Source organism: Bacillus massilinigeriensis, assembly GCF_900111815.1.
GTDB lineage: Bacteria > Bacillota > Bacilli > Bacillales > Cytobacillaceae > Mesobacillus_C > Mesobacillus_C mediterraneensis.
Genome location: NZ_LT630004.1, coordinates 1,218,022 through 1,234,133, shown reverse-complemented (window position 1 = coordinate 1,234,133; position 16,112 = coordinate 1,218,022). Strand labels below are relative to the sequence as shown.

General features: G+C 41.3%; 13 protein-coding genes. All 13 read right to left on the bottom strand.

Features of this window, described 5'->3' with window-relative positions; all coding sequences use genetic code 11:
* Positions 1 to 193: 193 nt before the first annotated feature.
* The 13 genes from ymfI to BQ5796_RS06490 all read right to left on the bottom strand — a co-directional run bounded on the left by ymfI (position 194) and on the right by BQ5796_RS06490 (position 16,044).
* The gene (gene ymfI / locus BQ5796_RS06550; RefSeq protein WP_071459509.1) at positions 194 to 916 is read right to left on the bottom strand and encodes an elongation factor P 5-aminopentanone reductase; all 723 of its coding nucleotides are present in this window, start codon (positions 914 to 916) and stop codon (positions 194 to 196) included.
* 46 nt (positions 917 to 962) lie between these two features.
* Entirely contained in the window at positions 963 to 2,252 is a 1,290-nt protein-coding gene (gene yfmH / locus BQ5796_RS06545) for an EF-P 5-aminopentanol modification-associated protein YfmH (RefSeq protein WP_071459508.1), read from the bottom strand.
* Positions 2,252 to 3,529 carry an EF-P 5-aminopentanol modification-associated protein YfmF gene (gene yfmF, locus BQ5796_RS06540; RefSeq protein ID WP_071459507.1) on the bottom strand — a complete coding sequence of 426 codons (1,278 nt, stop codon included), beginning with the start codon at positions 3,527 to 3,529 and terminating at the stop codon, positions 2,252 to 2,254. Before yfmF ends, yfmH begins: the two co-directional genes overlap by 1 nt.
* A 246-nt stretch (positions 3,530 to 3,775) precedes the next feature.
* Positions 3,776 to 4,864: a GGDEF domain-containing protein gene (locus tag BQ5796_RS06535; protein WP_071459506.1), complete on the bottom strand. Its 1,089-nt coding sequence runs from the start codon at positions 4,862 to 4,864 to the stop codon at positions 3,776 to 3,778.
* A gap of 136 nt (positions 4,865 to 5,000) precedes the next feature.
* Positions 5,001 to 5,960, bottom strand: a complete 960-nt coding sequence (locus BQ5796_RS06530; protein WP_071459505.1) for an ABC transporter permease — start codon at positions 5,958 to 5,960, stop codon at positions 5,001 to 5,003.
* A gap of 3 nt (positions 5,961 to 5,963) precedes the next feature.
* Positions 5,964 to 7,022 carry an ABC transporter permease gene (locus BQ5796_RS06525; RefSeq protein WP_071461178.1) on the bottom strand — a complete coding sequence of 353 codons (1,059 nt, stop codon included), beginning with the start codon at positions 7,020 to 7,022 and terminating at the stop codon, positions 5,964 to 5,966.
* Positions 7,022 to 8,551 carry an ABC transporter ATP-binding protein gene (locus BQ5796_RS06520; RefSeq protein ID WP_071459504.1) on the bottom strand — a complete coding sequence of 510 codons (1,530 nt, stop codon included), beginning with the start codon at positions 8,549 to 8,551 and terminating at the stop codon, positions 7,022 to 7,024. The genes BQ5796_RS06525 and BQ5796_RS06520 overlap by 1 nt, the downstream gene beginning before the upstream one ends.
* 116 nt (positions 8,552 to 8,667) lie before the next feature.
* On the bottom strand, positions 8,668 to 9,765 hold the full coding sequence (locus BQ5796_RS06515; protein WP_071459503.1) for a BMP family lipoprotein: 1,098 nt from the start codon (positions 9,763 to 9,765) through the stop codon (positions 8,668 to 8,670).
* Positions 9,766 to 9,845: 80 nt separating this feature from the next.
* Positions 9,846 to 10,571, bottom strand: a complete 726-nt coding sequence (locus BQ5796_RS06510) for a GntR family transcriptional regulator (protein ID WP_071459502.1) — start codon at positions 10,569 to 10,571, stop codon at positions 9,846 to 9,848.
* Positions 10,572 to 10,834: 263 nt separating this feature from the next.
* Positions 10,835 to 13,159: an FtsK/SpoIIIE family DNA translocase gene (locus tag BQ5796_RS06505; RefSeq protein WP_071459501.1), complete on the bottom strand. Its 2,325-nt coding sequence runs from the start codon at positions 13,157 to 13,159 to the stop codon at positions 10,835 to 10,837.
* A gap of 138 nt (positions 13,160 to 13,297) precedes the next feature.
* A complete protein-coding gene (locus BQ5796_RS06500; protein ID WP_071459500.1) occupies positions 13,298 to 13,522 on the bottom strand; it encodes a YlzJ-like family protein in 225 nt (74 codons plus the stop codon).
* Positions 13,519 to 14,259, bottom strand: a complete 741-nt coding sequence (locus tag BQ5796_RS06495; RefSeq protein WP_071459499.1) for a ClpP family protease — start codon at positions 14,257 to 14,259, stop codon at positions 13,519 to 13,521. Before BQ5796_RS06495 ends, BQ5796_RS06500 begins: the two co-directional genes overlap by 4 nt.
* 120 nt (positions 14,260 to 14,379) lie before the next feature.
* Positions 14,380 to 16,044 carry a ribonuclease J gene (locus BQ5796_RS06490; RefSeq protein ID WP_071459498.1) on the bottom strand — a complete coding sequence of 555 codons (1,665 nt, stop codon included), beginning with the start codon at positions 16,042 to 16,044 and terminating at the stop codon, positions 14,380 to 14,382.
* Positions 16,045 to 16,112: the final 68 nt, after the last annotated feature.

Sequence of the window (16,112 nt, the reverse complement as noted above, 5' to 3'; positions counted from 1 at the left end):
CTCCTTTTCATTAGTACACCGTTAGCATGCATGATGGGAGATAAAAATATGCATTAGAAAAATGAAATCAGAAATGTTTTTTCATAAGCACCACACATTATTTTTGCTGATTGTAGTGGAAGGCGCGAAAAGCCCTGCGGGTGCATGGGAAGAAAACTCTTGCCTTTTAGTTAATAAGACAATGATATTTCCGCTACATATACCAGCCGCCATTAATAGCTAAAATGTGTCCGGTAATGTAGGAGGACCTTTGGGACAACAAGAACTCAACCCCGTCCGCTATTTCTTCCGGCAGTCCGAGGCGTCCCAAAGGGATATCCTCCGAGATTTGGGAAAGCTCCTCTTCGGTGAACCCTTCCATCATCCTTGTAGAAACAGCACCCGGTGTTATAGCGTTCACCCTAATGCCGGATAGCGCAAGCTCCTTACTCAATGCTTTAACGAAGGAAATCTGAGCTCCCTTTACCATGGAATAGGCAGTTTCACATGATGCTCCCGTTTCCCCCCATATTGATGAAATGGTTACAATTGCTCCTGTTTTTTTTCTAATTAGCTTTGGAATAAGCAATTTGGTTAACAATAACGGAGAAGTTACATGAACCTGTATGAGCTTCTCCGCTTCCTGCTCCTCGAGATCTTCTAACAGCCCGGACACAGAATGCCCAGCATTATGGACAATCGCATCCAGTTCAAATATCTGTGATGCTAATGTTTTGTATCCGTCCTTTTCTGCTAGATTCGCTTGTATTGGGATGTATTCACCACCAAACATCTTTAATCCTTGTACCAGCTGGTTTACCGCAATTTCATTTTTATTATAATGAAGATAAAGAGAATATCCAACCTTCGCAAGCTTTATTGCGATGCATCTCCCTATTCCCCCGCTTGCCCCTGTAATTAAAGCATACTGTTTCATTTTCTCTCACTTTCGTCTTTTTATCCTTAGTTATTGATTTGCAGCGTTATTTTTTTGGTAAAACTTTGCATACTGTTATTCTTTCCTCTGCAATTAATTGCGATGCTGCCTGTTTCATATCCTGCACGGTCATTCCTTCTAGCACCGGCACAACCTCGAATAAATCCATTCCGTTGAATGCAAAGCGAGTAAACTGGTTAGCAATATACTCTGGTGAATTAACTGCACGAAGAAAAGTCCCAATTTTCTTTTTTCTCGCTCTGTTCAAGTTTTCCTCATAAAAAACAGATCTATCCTTTGCTTCAAGCATTTTGGCTTTCAGCCTTTCCGCGAGCTTGTCAGGATTTCTAGTGTCTCCACCAACCATAGCAAACCCGAATCCTTTCTCTTGTGTATAATCATAAGAAAAAGAGTCATCGATTAAACCTTCGTTATAAAGCTCGGTGTAATTTGCAGAACTTTTTCCAAACAGAACATCAAGTACCAAGTTTACAGCTAGCTCTTGCTTTAGCATTTCAGGTCCTTGTATTTCCGTGTTTTCTGCTTTTACTCCAATAAGGCATTTCGGTGTTTGGACATTCATTTTTAATATTTTTTTCTTTTCAGCAACCTCTACAGTTTCATTTTCAAACTTTCTTTGTATATCAGGCATTTCTTTGTAATTCTTTTGTGCTTGGTTCTCCCTAACCTGTTCCATTATTTTTTCAGGATTGACCGGTCCAACAACAAACAGCAACATATTGCTTGGGTGATAGAACGTCTCATAGCACTCATAGAGCATGTCTTTGGTTATACTTGCGATAGATTCATTTGTTCCAGCAATATCAATTTTCACAGGGTGACTATGATACATATTTTCTATGAGCCCAAAATAAAGTCGCCAGTCAGGGTTATCATCGTACATGTTTATTTCCTGGCCAATGATGCCTTTTTCCTTTTCGACCGTCTTTTCGGTAAAATACGGCTCCTGAACAAAATCAATTAAGGTTTCAAGATTGCGCTCTACATTTGAAGTGCTGGAAAATAAATACGCTGTTCTAGTAAAGGAGGTAAAGGCGTTAGCGGACGCACCTTGGCGACTAAACTGCTGAAAAACGTCCCCATCTGCCTTCTCAAAAAGTTTATGTTCAAGAAAATGAGCAATTCCATCAGGAACTTGGACATATTCTTCTTTGCCTAGGGGTTTAAATGTATTGTCGATCGAACCATATTTAGTAGTGAAAGTGGCATACGTTTTATTAAACCCTTTTTTAGGGAGAATATATACTTCCAATCCGTTATCCATGCGTTCATGGAACAAATTTTCATCAAGTTGGCTAAAGATTAACTTTTCCATTATTGATCACCTTCTTTTCCCGTTAAAAAATAAATCGTATCGAGATCGATTTTTTTAGCTGCAGCAATGATTTCATTACGGCTAACCGTTTCCATCGCTTTTAACCATTCATCAGCTGTAACATCTTTGGCAGCAATCACGCTGTGATACAAAATATCGACAATTCCTCTTGCTGTATCCATCGTCTCGAGCATCTGATTTTCAATAACAAGCTTTGTCTGAGATATTTCCTCGTCATTAAAGGAACCTTGTTTCATTTCCTCAAGCTGTTCTTTAATAATCTCGACAGTACGGTTATACTTATCCGATTCAATTCCAGCCATGATCATCATAATCCCTTTATGGCTTTCAAGCCTGCTGGCAGCGTAATAAGCAAGGCTCTCTTTTTCTCTCACGTTTAAAAAGAGCTTTGAATGAGAAAAACCACCAAAAATTCCGTTAAAAACTTGCAAAGCTGCATAGTCAGGGTCGCCATACGCGATATGGGTACGGCAGCCAATATTCAATTTCCCTTGCTTTACATCCTGTTCTTCTTTTACAACTTGCTCTTTCTTATTTTCTGTTAATGATGTTTCTATTCTTTCCGGGTTTCTGTCATTAAAGATAAATAGCTTCTTGGAGAGAGATTCTACTTCCTCTTCTTCTATATCCCCTACCACATATAAATCCATTTCATCACTAGAAAAGGCTTGTAAATAATATTCATAAAGATTAACACCACTAATCCTTCCGATATCTTTGAGGGAACCATTGACATTGATGGCATATGGTTCTCCCTCACACATTTCCTCTATAAGTCTCAAGCTTGAGTATCTCATCTTGTCGTCATAGGCAGAATGAATTCTTTGTTCGAGCGTCCGTTTTTCTTTTTCTACTGTTGAAGAGTCAAAAGCACCGTTCACAGCAAGCGGTTCCATAATAATGTTCGCGAGCAATTCCATTCCTTTCTTTAGGAGAGGATCTTGTTGTCCAAGGAATTTTTCATTTGCAATCTCAAGGGTAAAACTTATGACCTGGTACTCCCCTTTTTTAGCAACATCAACATGCAGACTCGCTCCGTACAGATCATCAAGATAAGACCTTAATGCAGGTGTTTCTGGAAATTTTCTGCAGCTGCTTTGTAGCACATACGGAAGAAGTGCCCTGAGCGTGGCAGTTTCTTTTTTCAGCGGCGTTTTCATTCGCCAAACAATCGTATTAGTTTTGAACTTCTTTGTCTTTACAATGTGAAGCTTAAAACCTTCGAGTCTTTTCTCTGCAACATTTATCAACGACATATGCAACCTCCTAATTTTGGCAGTTCCTCTAATCTTCCATGCTCATAAATCTTCTTAAACTAATTTTATGTATTGTTTAGGCAAGGTATCTGTTTCGGAGAAAATTAAAAATTTCTAGCCCCGCACTTTCTATTTTTCCCCTTAAACAAATCGCATATTCTTAATATACCTTTCAAGATGATCTTGTTTCAAGCAAGGTCATCTCAAATTCCAAGCAAGAACCCCCGCTTGTGATCAAACGAGGGTTCATAAATGATTAGCATCAGAGAGAGATTGGCTATAATTTCCGTTGCAGTAGACAAAACCATCTTCAAAACATGCTCTGTTCTTTCCGGACGATTTTGCTGCATACAGCAATTCATCAGCTTTACGTAATATATCATCTGGGTGTTCAGTCTGCCTGCTCCAAGCAGCCCCAAAACTCATTGTAATGGTCTGAAAGTCCTGAGTGAATACTTTTCTCGATAACCTTCCATACAAATCAACGAAGAATTGGCCAATAACCGCATCATTTGTTTGAGGAAGCATAAAAGCAAATTCTTCTCCTCCATAGCGAAAAGCCTGGCCACCATAATCTGAAGCAACCCCCTTGAATATTTCCCCAATCCCTTTCAAAACTTCATCACCCACCATATGACCATATCGATCATTGATAAACTTGAAGTGGTCTATATCCCCGAAAATAAGGACAAACCCAGAGTTTTCCGAGAAAGCACTCCGCAGTTCTTCCTGAAAATGCCTGTGATTGTATAATCCTGTTAAGTAGTCTGTTGAAAGCTGTTGCTTGTATAATAATTTTTGGTAGTTATGTTGCCTCTCCCTTATAACGATCATGGACCCAAGAACACCAACTGTCCAAATAAAAAGCAATTCCAGCATTAAACCTGAAAACTTTTCAATAGATAGATCAGATGTCATAAAAAGACTCGCCATGCCAACGGTGAAAGCAGCAGATGAAAGGATTGCCCCTTTTGTTCTCCAATATATCGTTGAATGCATAATGACTAGAAAAGACAACGGAAACAGCGGACTGCCTGTACCTCCACTTATGGCAAGAAGCCAAATTACTGCTATATAGTCAAATAGAATTCCTGCTTTTGCAACAAAAGGAAAATAATGAAGCTTAAAGTTTTTTTTGCAGAGAGCAATTTGTGCAGCTGTCATGTAAACGATTCCAATTCCAAAAAGGAAAGGGTACGTTTCTCGTTGAAATCCAAAAAGGACAGCTAGCGAGGGAGAGTAAAAAAGACAAATGCTAAGCAGAAGGAAGAGCCATCTTAAATAGGAAAACATTCTTTCTGTCTCAAGGTCATCCATGTATAAGGAAATCTTCATATGCCTATCCTCCTCTTAGTCCTTAATTAATCCCTCTTTATTCCCATTTTATCACAGCAAGCAGAAATAAGTTATATGATATTTATCTTTTAAAACAAGAAAATCCCGGAACATTTTTGTTCCGGGTATCTTTTTCTTACCTTTTTCCTTTAACATAAGGGATACCTGATGCTTTCGGTGCATCTGCCCGTCCTACGAATCCTGTCAAGGCTAGAATCGTGAGAACATATGGAGCAATTATCAGATAGACCGAAGGAATATCCTTTAAGAAAGGTATTTGTGCGCCTGTAATACTAAGCGACTGTGCAAATCCGAAAAATAGTGCTGCACCCATTGCTCCAAGTGGATGCCATTTACCAAATATCATCGCAGCAAGCGCAAGGAAACCCTGCCCTGAAATAGTTCCTCCCGTAAAGTTCCCTGAAATGGATAGTGCATAAATAGAACCGCCAATTCCTGCAAACACCCCTGAAAGAACAACTCCAATGTAGCGCATTCTTGTAACGTTGATACCCATCGTATCTGCTGCCATTGGATGTTCCCCGACTGAACGGAGCCGTAGGCCAAATGGCGTTTTGTAAATGATATACCATACAACAATTGCTGCTAAAATAGCAAGATACGAAGTATAAGGAATCCTTGAGAAGAAAATATCCCCTATCACTGGAATATCTGAAAGTCCGGGTACGTCCGATTTATTAATGCGGAAGTCAACAAAATCTGTTTGTCCTTTTCCATACATTTTCTTGATAAGAAAAAGAGAAAGCCCGGCAGCCAAAAAGTTGATTGCTACCCCACTCACAGTTTGATCAGCTCTCAAGGTAATACTAGCGACCGCATGTAGCAAGGAAAAGATACCCGCGCCAACTGCTGCAACAAGAATCGCAATCCAAGGCGATGCTGCACCCATGCTATCCTGAATGGTCAGCGTTGTCACAACACCTGTAAAAGCACCAAACAACATAAGTCCTTCCAAGCCAATATTAACTACTCCTGAACGCTCACTAAATACTCCGCCTAAAGCAGTATAGATGAGAGGGGCAGCTGTATATAATGCTGCTGGTATAATAATTGCCAACACGTCCAAAAAACTCATGGTTTATTTCCCCTCCTTGCTGAAACGCTCAGCGATGACTCGGATAATATACCCCGAGGCCACAAAGAAGATAATCAAAGAAATGATAATCTTAATAAGCTCAGAAGGTACATTTGCATCAAAGTTCATTTGTGGAGCCGCTGTGTTAAGACCGCCAAATAAAAGGGAAGATAAAATAATCCCAAAAGCATTATTTGCTCCAAGCAATGCAACAGCAATTCCATCAAATCCGGTACCCGTAAAAGAGGAGAGAACTGTCATGTTCTGGAAAGTTCCCAACCCTTCCATCGCCCCAGCGATTCCTGCAAAAGCTCCAGAAATGGTCATAGATAAAACCACGTTTTTAGATACATTCATGCCAGCATACATCGAAGCGTGTTGATTGTATCCAACTGATTTTAATTCATAACCCATCGCCGTTTTCTCCAGAATGAACCACATAATAATGGCTGCAATGATTGCTACTGCAATACCCCAATGAAGTCGTGACCCCTCGGTAATTTCCGATAGGAAGGAAGAGGATAGGGAAGCAGTTTCTTTAATACGGTATGATTTCTCATTGCCTGCGTATAAATATCTTTTAATAAGATCTGCAGTAACATACAGAGCAACATAGTTTAGCATGATGGTTACAATAACTTCATGCACTTTAAATTTTGCCTTTAAGTAACCTGGTATCATCCCCCAGAAACCACCGGCAATCGCCGCAGCTAGAATAGAAACAATCACATGAAGAACACCTGGCAAGTCAAAAGCATATCCTACCCATACTGATGCAAGCCAGCCGACTAGCAGTTGTCCTTCTACTCCGATATTAAACAAACCGGTTTTAAAAGCAAACCCAACTGCCAAACCAGACAAGATTAACGGAGAAGCAGCACGTATTGTTTCACCAATTGCTTTCGGGGATCCGAACATTCCATTGAATAGCGCTTCAAACCCAACAACCGGGTCATAATTACCAAGCACCATGATAATAGCACCCGCAAGCATACCTAGCACAGCGGAAATGACTGGGACAAGAACATTGAATAGTCTTTCATTTTTCCAGATATTCTGCATCATTTCACACCTTCTCTTTCCCGCTTGCCACCAGCCATAAGCAAACCAAGCTCCTGCTCGGTTGTTTCTTTTGGATTTACAATGGCGACAATTCGGCCTTCATAAATTACGGCAATACGGTCACTAACATTCATAACTTCTTCCAATTCAAATGAAATTAAGAGGACAGCCTTGCCTTTGTCTCGTTCTTCAATCAGCCTTGAGTGAATAAATTCGATTGCCCCAACATCTAGACCCCTAGTTGGTTGTGCAGCAATTAAAATGTCTGGACTCCTATCCACTTCCCTTGCGATGATAGCTTTTTGCTGGTTTCCTCCGGATAACGCTCTCGCAGGAGTATATTCGGATGGCGTCCTAACGTCATACTCTGCAATTAAAGCCTTCGCTTTTTCATAGATTCTGTTATAATTCAGAATTCCAGAGTTTGAGAACGGCTTTTGATAATACGTTTGAAGCACCATATTCGCTCCGATTGAATAATCAAGGACGAGTCCATGCTTATGCCTGTCTTGCGGAATATGTCCAATCCCTGTTTCGGTGATCTTCCGTGCAGGAAGGTTCGTAATGTCCTTGCCGTTAATTTTAATGCTGCCAGACTTCACCTTTCTAAGTCCAGTTATTCCCTCAATTAACTCTGTCTGGCCATTCCCATCCACTCCGGCTATACCAAGGATCTCACCTGCTTTAACCTGCAGATTTAATCCATTTACACTAGGAATGTCCCTTGCGTCATGTACAACGAGCTGATCTATTTCTAAAACAACATCTTTCGGTGTTGCTTCTTTTTTCTCTACTTTAAAGTGCACTTCACGCCCAACCATTAGGGCAGCCAGCTGATCAGGATTTGTTTCGGCAACATTCACTGTTCCGATGCCTACGCCTTTTCTGATGACAGTACAACGGTCACAAACTTCCATAATTTCTTTTAATTTGTGTGTAATAAGAATAATGGATTTTCCTTCATCGACGAGTTTATGCATTATTTGAATGAGTTCGTGTATTTCCTGGGGAGTCAAAACAGCAGTTGGCTCATCAAAAATGAGGATTTCTGCTCCCCTGTATAACGTTTTCAAAATCTCTACTCTCTGTTGCATTCCGACTGAAATATCTTCTATTTTAGCGTGCGGATCAACAGAAAGGCCGTATCTTTGCGATAGCTCTGCTACTTTTTGAGCTGCACCTTCAATGTTTATTTTCCCGCCTTTTGTCGGCTCACTACCAAGAATAATATTTTCGGTAACAGTAAAGTTGTGTACTAGCATGAAGTGTTGGTGCACCATCCCGATTCCAAGGCGGTTTGCGACATTGGGATCGGTTATTTTAACCTGCTTGCCCTTTACTTTAATCTCGCCTTTTTCAGGCTGATAAAGCCCAAACAGCACATTCATAAGGGTAGATTTTCCGGCCCCGTTTTCTCCAAGAAGCGCGTGTATTTCGCCTTTTTTCACTTGTAGGGTTATATTATCGTTAGCTACGATTCCCGGAAATTCTTTGCGAATGTTATTCATTTCAATTACATAATCTTGCATTCCTATCACTCCCAAATCGCAAAGGTAAAATCGGTCATGCCGTTTGCTGCCTAATGTAAAAGTTTTTTCAGTTTAGAGAAAGCGAAGGCTAGCTTAAACACTAGCCTTCATTACCCTTATTTTAAAGTTTTTTCGAACGCAGCAAACTCATCATCCGTTTTCGGAACTTTGATTTCGCCTTTTAGAATCTTATCTTGGTACTGCTTTACAAGTTCAATTGACTCTTTGCTCACGTTGTCTTTGGTTTCAGCGATACCTACAGCATTTTCCTTAAGACCAAAAACAGATTCTTTTCCACCAGGGAATTTTCCGTCCATCGCCATTTTAGAAATTTCATAAACTGCAACATCAACGCGTTTTACCATGGAAGTAAGGGTAACATTCTCAGGCATACCTTCTTCATGCTGGTCACGGTCAACACCGATTACCCAAACATCTTCGCCATTCTTTTTACGGTTTTTAGCTTCAGTGAATACGCCGTTTCCAGTACCGCCGGCAGCATGATAGATGATGTCAGCGCCTTTAGTGTACATTGTAGAAGCGATGCTGGATCCTTTTTCTGGTTTATTGAAATCACCAGCATATTGAGCAATTACTTCAATATCAGGGTTAACGGACTTAACACCAGCTTTGAAGCCATTTTCAAACTTCTTGATAAGTGGGGAATCCACTCCACCGATGAATCCAACTTTACCCGTCTTCGATTGCTTAGCCGCAACAGCCCCGACCAGGAAAGACCCTTGATGTTCTTCAAAAGTAACTGCTGCTACATTGTCAAGGAACACAGGTTCAAATTTTTCGTTCATTAGCAGGCTATCGATAAGGGCAAAGTTTGTACCTGTATTTTGCTCTGCAGCTGTCTGAACAGCATCTTCAAGAAGGAAGCCTGCTGCAAAAGTCAAGTTGTAACCGCCGTCAGCGAACTTACCTAGGTTTGGAATATATTCTGCTTCTTTTTCAGATTGCAGATAGCGGTAGCCTTTACCCTCTTCCAATCCGAATTCTTTACCGAATTTTTTCAGGCCTTCCCATGAAGATTGGTTGAAGGATTTGTCATCGACACCGCCAGTGTCTGTAACAAGGCCAACTTTGAAGTTTTCAGCTTTCTTATCCGTTCCTTCTTTTTTGTCGCCTTCGTTCGACCCGCATGCTCCAAGGATCGTGCCTGCAGCCAATACTAGTGAAAGCGCCATTCCAATTTTACGCTTCTTCATGATTGTACCCCCTACAATTTCATAATAGATTAAATAGAAATGATGGTCCTAAAGTTAGCGTTTACATTTTGCAAAAAAAATTATATTCTTTTACGCAAAACGTGAAAGCTGAACTTATCTGCCCTGAAATAATTGACCGAATAGAGGATAGGCGCGTCCGAATCGTCGAAGTGCATTTGTTTCAGGATAAGCAAGGCTGTCTCCGGCTCACACTCGAGTATCGGTGAAACTTTCTCATGATAGCCAATTGGCTCTATTTGAGCAACCGCGTGCGTGATGCTTCGATTAGATTTTTGTTCCAACATTTGAAAAATCGATTCATCATCACATGTGAAGTTTAACGGCATCAAGCTTGCAGGAATTTTATCCAAACAGTAGACAACTGGCTGTCCATCTGCTGTTCTAACGCGCTCCATCATGAAAATGTTCTCATCCGAACGGCACGAGAATCGACGGATATCATCTTCGGTCGGGCTGGTTGTCATTGAATCCAGAAAAATTGTTCCAGGAGTCATCCCCGCTTGTTCAATCATGTCCCTCACGCTATTCAACTGCTCAATACCTGAAGTGAAAAGCGGCTTCGAATTGATAAATGTACCAACTCCATGCCTGCGAACGATTACATTTTCCTCTTCAAGAATTCGAAGTGCTTCACGTAACGTTGCCCGACTGACTCCTAGGAGCTTTGCAAGGTCAAACTCAGATGGAAGCTTTTCTTTTTCTTTGTAAACTCCCTCCTGAATATCCTGTTTAAGGCGATCAATTACTTGCAAATACAAGGGCCTGTTATCTGACTTGATTGACATAGAGATATCCTCCAACCGTTTTCTGAAGACATCAGACATCTGATGTATAATCATTCCTACTAATCGAAAATACTATATCACTTTTTATTCCATAAATAAATAGCCTTTCAAAAAATTGTCGAAAAAAGGTTTCAAATTAAGATAACTAGGTGACATTGCCCAACTTTCATCCTTCATTTGGTATAATATAATGATGAAAGCACTTTATTTGATACATATATAAAAGAAAGCAAGCTGAACTTCCACGCGTCCAGCTTGCTTTTTTAAGAACTGGCTTCTTCCGTTTTTCCAAGCAAGACTGTCCTGGGTTTGCTGCCTTCATACGGGCCGACAACACCTCTTTGCTCCATCTCATCGATTAGCCTTGCTGCACGAGAATAGCCGATACGGAATCGCCGCTGTAGTAAAGAGACGGAGGCTGTTTGCATTTCCACCACAAGGTCAACAGCATCTCCATATAATTCATCTTCCACTTCGGAAGTATTTTCCGGTATTTCGTCTGGTATCATTTCTTCCTGATACTGTGCTTTTTGCTGACCAATCACATAATCGACGATTTCCTCAACTTCTTGATCCGATAGAAAGGCGCCCTGGACTCTTATTGGCTTTGAGGCGCCAACCGGCAGAAATAACATATCACCTCGACCTAGCAATTTTTCAGCACCGCCCATATCTAGAATGGTTCTAGAATCGGTCATCGAAGAAACAGCAAAAGCAATTCTAGATGGAATGTTTGCCTTGATAACACCTGTAATGACATCAACCGAAGGTCTCTGGGTTGCGATAATTAAATGGATCCCTGCAGCCCTCGCCATTTGTGCAAGCCTCGTAATAGCATCCTCGACATCAGATGAAGCAACCATCATCAGGTCTGCAAGTTCATCGACAATCACAACGATATAGGGAAGAAGCGGCTGGTTTTCTTTCTCTTCAGCATTATATCTTTTGATGTAGTCGTTGTACCCTTCAATATTTCTTGTACCAGTGTGGGAGAAAAGTTCATACCGCCGTTCCATTTCCCCGACCACTTTCTTCAATGCCTGAGAAGCTTTTTTCGCATTGGTGACAACAGGTGCCAACAGATGGGGAATTCCATTGTAAACATTCAACTCAACCATTTTGGGATCAATCATCATAAGTTTCACTTCATGTGGTTTTGCCCTCATCAAGATGCTTGTAATGATTCCATTAATACAAACGCTTTTTCCGCTGCCAGTGGCACCGGCAACTAGGAGATGGGGCATCTTGTTTAACTCCGCTAAGACTGCGTCCCCTGTAATATCCCTGCCAAGTCCGATCTGGAGCTTTGATGTAGGTATTACATGTTTCTTAGATTCGAGTACTTCCCTGAGTGATACCATTGCAACTTCAGAATTCGGCACCTCAATACCAATTGCTGACTTCCCGGGAATGGGTGCTTCAATCCTAATATCTTTCGCAGCAAGTGCAAGAGCGAGGTCATCATGGAGGCTCACTATCCTGCTGACTTTAACACCGACATCTGGATGTACTTCATATTTAGTTACAGCGGGGCCTAAGTGTACCTGTGTAACCTTCGCCTTTACACCGAAACTTTGAAATGTCCGTTCAAGCTTTGCTGCGTTAGCATGAATCAGTTCATATTCGCTACTTTGATCTGTTTGACTTGGGGGTTTTAATAGCGATACAGGTGGAAGCTCGTATGATTCATTCTCCACTTCCGTAAATGTAATGGAAGGTGTCTGTTCCTCTCCTAACACGTTATCACGCTGTTCTCTCACTGAAGGCTTGTCCTCCTTCAGCTCTTCGTCCTCATGATCAGGAAAAGCTCTTTCGGCGAAATTGGAAATGATTGGTTCAGGTCCTGTTGCTTCGTTTTCTTGGACCATCGGGGTTTCCTCTTTCTCATCCTCTTGCTTTTTTTTCTTTTTCTTTTTCTCCTGCTTCATTGGCTTTTTCACCGAGCGCTTTTGCTTCCATTCTCTTATGTCAACAAGGAAGGCGTCCCATTGTTCTTTTAGGAACTTAGCTGACCTTGTAATGACTTTGCCAGCAACATCTCCAAACGTACGGCCGGTAATAAGAACGATCCCTATCATAATTAGAACAAAAGCAATCAATTGAGTTCCCGTAGCATCGAATAGATAGTAGAACATTGCAAATAGGACGGCCCCTGTCATTCCCCCACCAAGTCCTAGTGGATTCGATTTCCCTCTTGCTTCCAGTTCAAATAGCTTAAAAGTATTGGAGATAGCACTCGGATCTCCATTTTTGCCGCCTTGTGCTAAGAGTTCCATAATGGTTACATGGCTAAGCAGCAGCACCGCTGCTACGATTAAATATGTACCAACAAGTTTCACTTTCAGCAAATTAGGAATTTCACGCTTCCACATAATATAAATGCTGAAGACCGCAAGCCCGATAAGACCAAGCATATACCATTGCCCCATAAAAAAACGAAAAAAAATTACGAGGATAGCTCCCGCCTTTCCAAATCCCCCCATTGCTATAATGGCTAAAGAGAGCAGAACCAATCCCGTTAACTCATATTTAACCGTTGTTTTCATCGTATTCTTTTGGCTATTCTTTCGCCGTTTCTTTTTCGCCATTATATCACCTGTTTTTGTACTAGTATCTTCATTATTTCACGACATCTCTTGCCTGTGGATTAGAAAAGAAGAAGCAGCCTTCTTTAGGCTGCCGCTTTTCTATTAAGGTTATTATATCATAGTTGTTTCCAACAAAGTTCACAAACGTTCGTTCTGTCCAAAGGAAATTTTTGATCCTGGCCTACACTCATCAATCAAATAGTGGGCCGGATTTGTACTGATAATTCGAACTACATAATAATCATTGTTTGCAGCCCTCTCGGCAATGATGGGTACTCCTCGATAATGGACGATTGACTGAGCAGGTTCTTTATGCTCTTGGGGATAGATAAATTCATGCGGCATCATCGTATAGAGGATCATTGCACTAAAGCGTCCTTTTCTTCCTTATTGGCATCAATAAGACTGTTTAGTTTCTTCATCGCTTCCCCTATGCCGCCAACACCATCTATTAAACCAAGGTTAACAGCATCGCGTCCAACGACATTTGTGCCTATATCCCTTGTAAGATTCCCTTTTGCAAACATTAACTCCTTAAAATCCTCATCTGAAACATTTGAGTGCGTTGTGACAAACTTGATTACTCGTTCCTGCATTTTATCCAGGTATTCAAACGTCTGGGGAACGCCGATTACTAAACCCGTCAGCCTTATAGGATGAATGGTCATGGTAGCCGTTTCAGCGATAAAGGAATAATCGCAGGAGACGGCGATAGGAACACCGATGGAGTGGCCTCCCCCAAGGACTAGGGAAACAGCTGGTTTGGACAATGATGCTAGCATTTCCGATATTGCAAGCCCTGCTTCCACGTCCCCGCCGACTGTGTTCAGAATGACCAGCAGCCCTTCTATATTCGGATTTTGTTCTATTGCAACAATTTGTGGAATCAAATGCTCATACTTTGTTGTCTTATTTTGCGGTGGCAGCTGCATATGGCCTTCAATTTGTCCAACAATTGTCAAACAATGAATCTTGGAGTCCTGAGAAAGCTGAGGAACGTTTGTCTGCCCGAGCTGCTGTATTTTTTCAAGGAGGCTAGATGACGATTTTTCTCCTTTTTCCTCTTCCTGGTTCACTGTCAGTTTTTCGTTTTTTTCCATTGTATTGACTCCCTTCAGGCATAATCTCGAATAGTATCCGCCAAATGAGGGATTTCATCCAGGCTAATCCTGATTTTAGTAAAAAGAAAAAGCCACAGGATTTTCCTGCAGCTATCTCTGTTAGACTTCCATTAGAATCGGCATAATCATTGGCCTGCGCTTTGTTTTTTCATAGAGATGCTGGCTAAGCGCATCCCTCATATCCTGTTTTAATCCTGCCCAGTCGAAGGAAGGCCTTGCAATTACTTTTTCCACGATATCTCTCACAATGATAGCAGAATCCTCCATCAGCTTTTCCGACTCACGGACATACACAAACCCGCGTGAAATAATTTCTGGCCCCGCCGCTATTTTTCTCTCGGCTTTATTAAGTGTCACAACAACAATTAAAATTCCATCCTGAGACAATAGCCTCCTATCGCGCAAAACGATGTTCCCTACATCGCCTACACCGATTCCATCAATAAGTACGTTGCCTGCTGTCACTTTTTCAGTGGAACGAACCTTCCCCTTTTCAAATGTAATGATATCGCCGCGGTCAGGAATATGGATTTTTTCCCTCGGTATTCCACACTCGATCGCGATTTGGCTGTGGGCTTTCAGCATCTTATATTCACCATGAACTGGAATAAAGAATTGAGGATTCATCAAATTGAGCATGAATTTCAATTCTTCTTGGCTTCCGTGACTCGAGACATGAAGCGCCCTTTTCCCAGCGAATACGTTAGCCCCTGCTCGTTCAAGCATATCAACCGTTTTATTGACAAGAAGTTCATTGGTCCCAATAGGAGATGCAGTAATGATCACCGTATCACCCTCAACGATGTTCACTTGCGGATGGCTTTGCCTTGCCATCTTTTGCAGTACTTCCACCGGCTCACCCTGGTGGCCTGTCGCTAGAACGACCACTTCATCCCCAGGGTATTTTTTAATATCTGGTACGGAAATCAAAATATCTTCATCTACTTCTAAATAGCCTAGTTCAATAACTAGATCGTAAATCTTTTTTAGGCTTTTACCAACAACCGCCACTTTTCGGCCGCTATCACGCGCGCTATCAAATACATGCTGGATGCGGATTAAATCCGATGCAAAACATGCTGCAATGACTCTACCTTTTGCATGCAAGAAAACGCTGTTCAGCTCTTTTGCCATCGTAGCTTCCGAGGCAGTATAGCCAGGTTTTTCTGCTTCCATGCTGTCAGAAAGGAGACAAAGCACCCCTTCCTCTCCTATTTTAGCCATTTTTCCGATTTCTGGCTTGTACATTTTGGAAGCTGCCTGATCAAATTTGAAATCGCCTGTGTGCACGATAGCGCCTTGTGATGTATGAATTGTAATTCCAACTGAGTCTGGAATACTGTGGTTTGTACGAAAGAAAGAAACAGAAGAAGAGTTGAAATCAAGAACGGTTTCCGAATCTATTACTCTAAAATCTGCAGGCCCGTAATACTCTTGTTCTTTTAGCTTCGCTTTTGCTATTGCAATGGTAAGTCTCGTGCCGTAGACAGGAACCTGGATTTCCCTCAGTAAATAGCTTAATGCACCGATATGGTCTTCATGACCATGAGTAAGAAAAACAGCAGTAACCCGCTCCCTGTTCTCCTTCAAATATGTCATATCCGGAATTACAATATCGATTCCCAACATTTCATTTTCAGGAAACATAAGTCCTGCATCAATAATGAACAAGTCATCATCCACTTCTGTGACATACATATTTTTACCGAGTTCCCCAACTCCCCCTAGCGGGATTATTTTAATACATTCATTAGTCTTATTCAAATTATACTTCCTCCTAAATCAAAATGGGCCGACCATTGACCAATTATAGCTATTATACTTGATAACGG

Bases quoted from the DNA above. Each gene is read 5' to 3' on its own strand.
- ymfI (WP_071459509.1), bottom strand. From the start codon at position 916: ATGAAACAGTATGCTTTAATTACAGGGGCAAGCGGGGGAATAGGGAGA.
- BQ5796_RS06500 (WP_071459500.1), bottom strand. From the start codon at position 13,522: ATGATCCTCTATACGATGATGCCGCATGAATTTATCTATCCCCAAGAG.
- BQ5796_RS06535 (WP_071459506.1), bottom strand. From the start codon at position 4,864: ATGAAGATTTCCTTATACATGGATGACCTTGAGACAGAAAGAATGTTT.
- BQ5796_RS06525 (WP_071461178.1), bottom strand. From the start codon at position 7,022: ATGCAGAATATCTGGAAAAATGAAAGACTATTCAATGTTCTTGTCCCA.
- yfmF (WP_071459507.1), bottom strand. From the start codon at position 3,529: ATGTCGTTGATAAATGTTGCAGAGAAAAGACTCGAAGGTTTTAAGCTT.
- BQ5796_RS06515 (WP_071459503.1), bottom strand. From the start codon at position 9,765: ATGAAGAAGCGTAAAATTGGAATGGCGCTTTCACTAGTATTGGCTGCA.
- BQ5796_RS06530 (WP_071459505.1), bottom strand. From the start codon at position 5,960: ATGAGTTTTTTGGACGTGTTGGCAATTATTATACCAGCAGCATTATAT.
- BQ5796_RS06520 (WP_071459504.1), bottom strand. From the start codon at position 8,551: ATGCAAGATTATGTAATTGAAATGAATAACATTCGCAAAGAATTTCCG.
- yfmH (WP_071459508.1), bottom strand. From the start codon at position 2,252: ATGGAAAAGTTAATCTTTAGCCAACTTGATGAAAATTTGTTCCATGAA.
- BQ5796_RS06505 (WP_071459501.1), bottom strand. From the start codon at position 13,159: ATGGCGAAAAAGAAACGGCGAAAGAATAGCCAAAAGAATACGATGAAA.
- BQ5796_RS06510 (WP_071459502.1), bottom strand. From the start codon at position 10,571: ATGTCAATCAAGTCAGATAACAGGCCCTTGTATTTGCAAGTAATTGAT.
- BQ5796_RS06495 (WP_071459499.1), bottom strand. From the start codon at position 14,259: ATGGAAAAAAACGAAAAACTGACAGTGAACCAGGAAGAGGAAAAAGGA.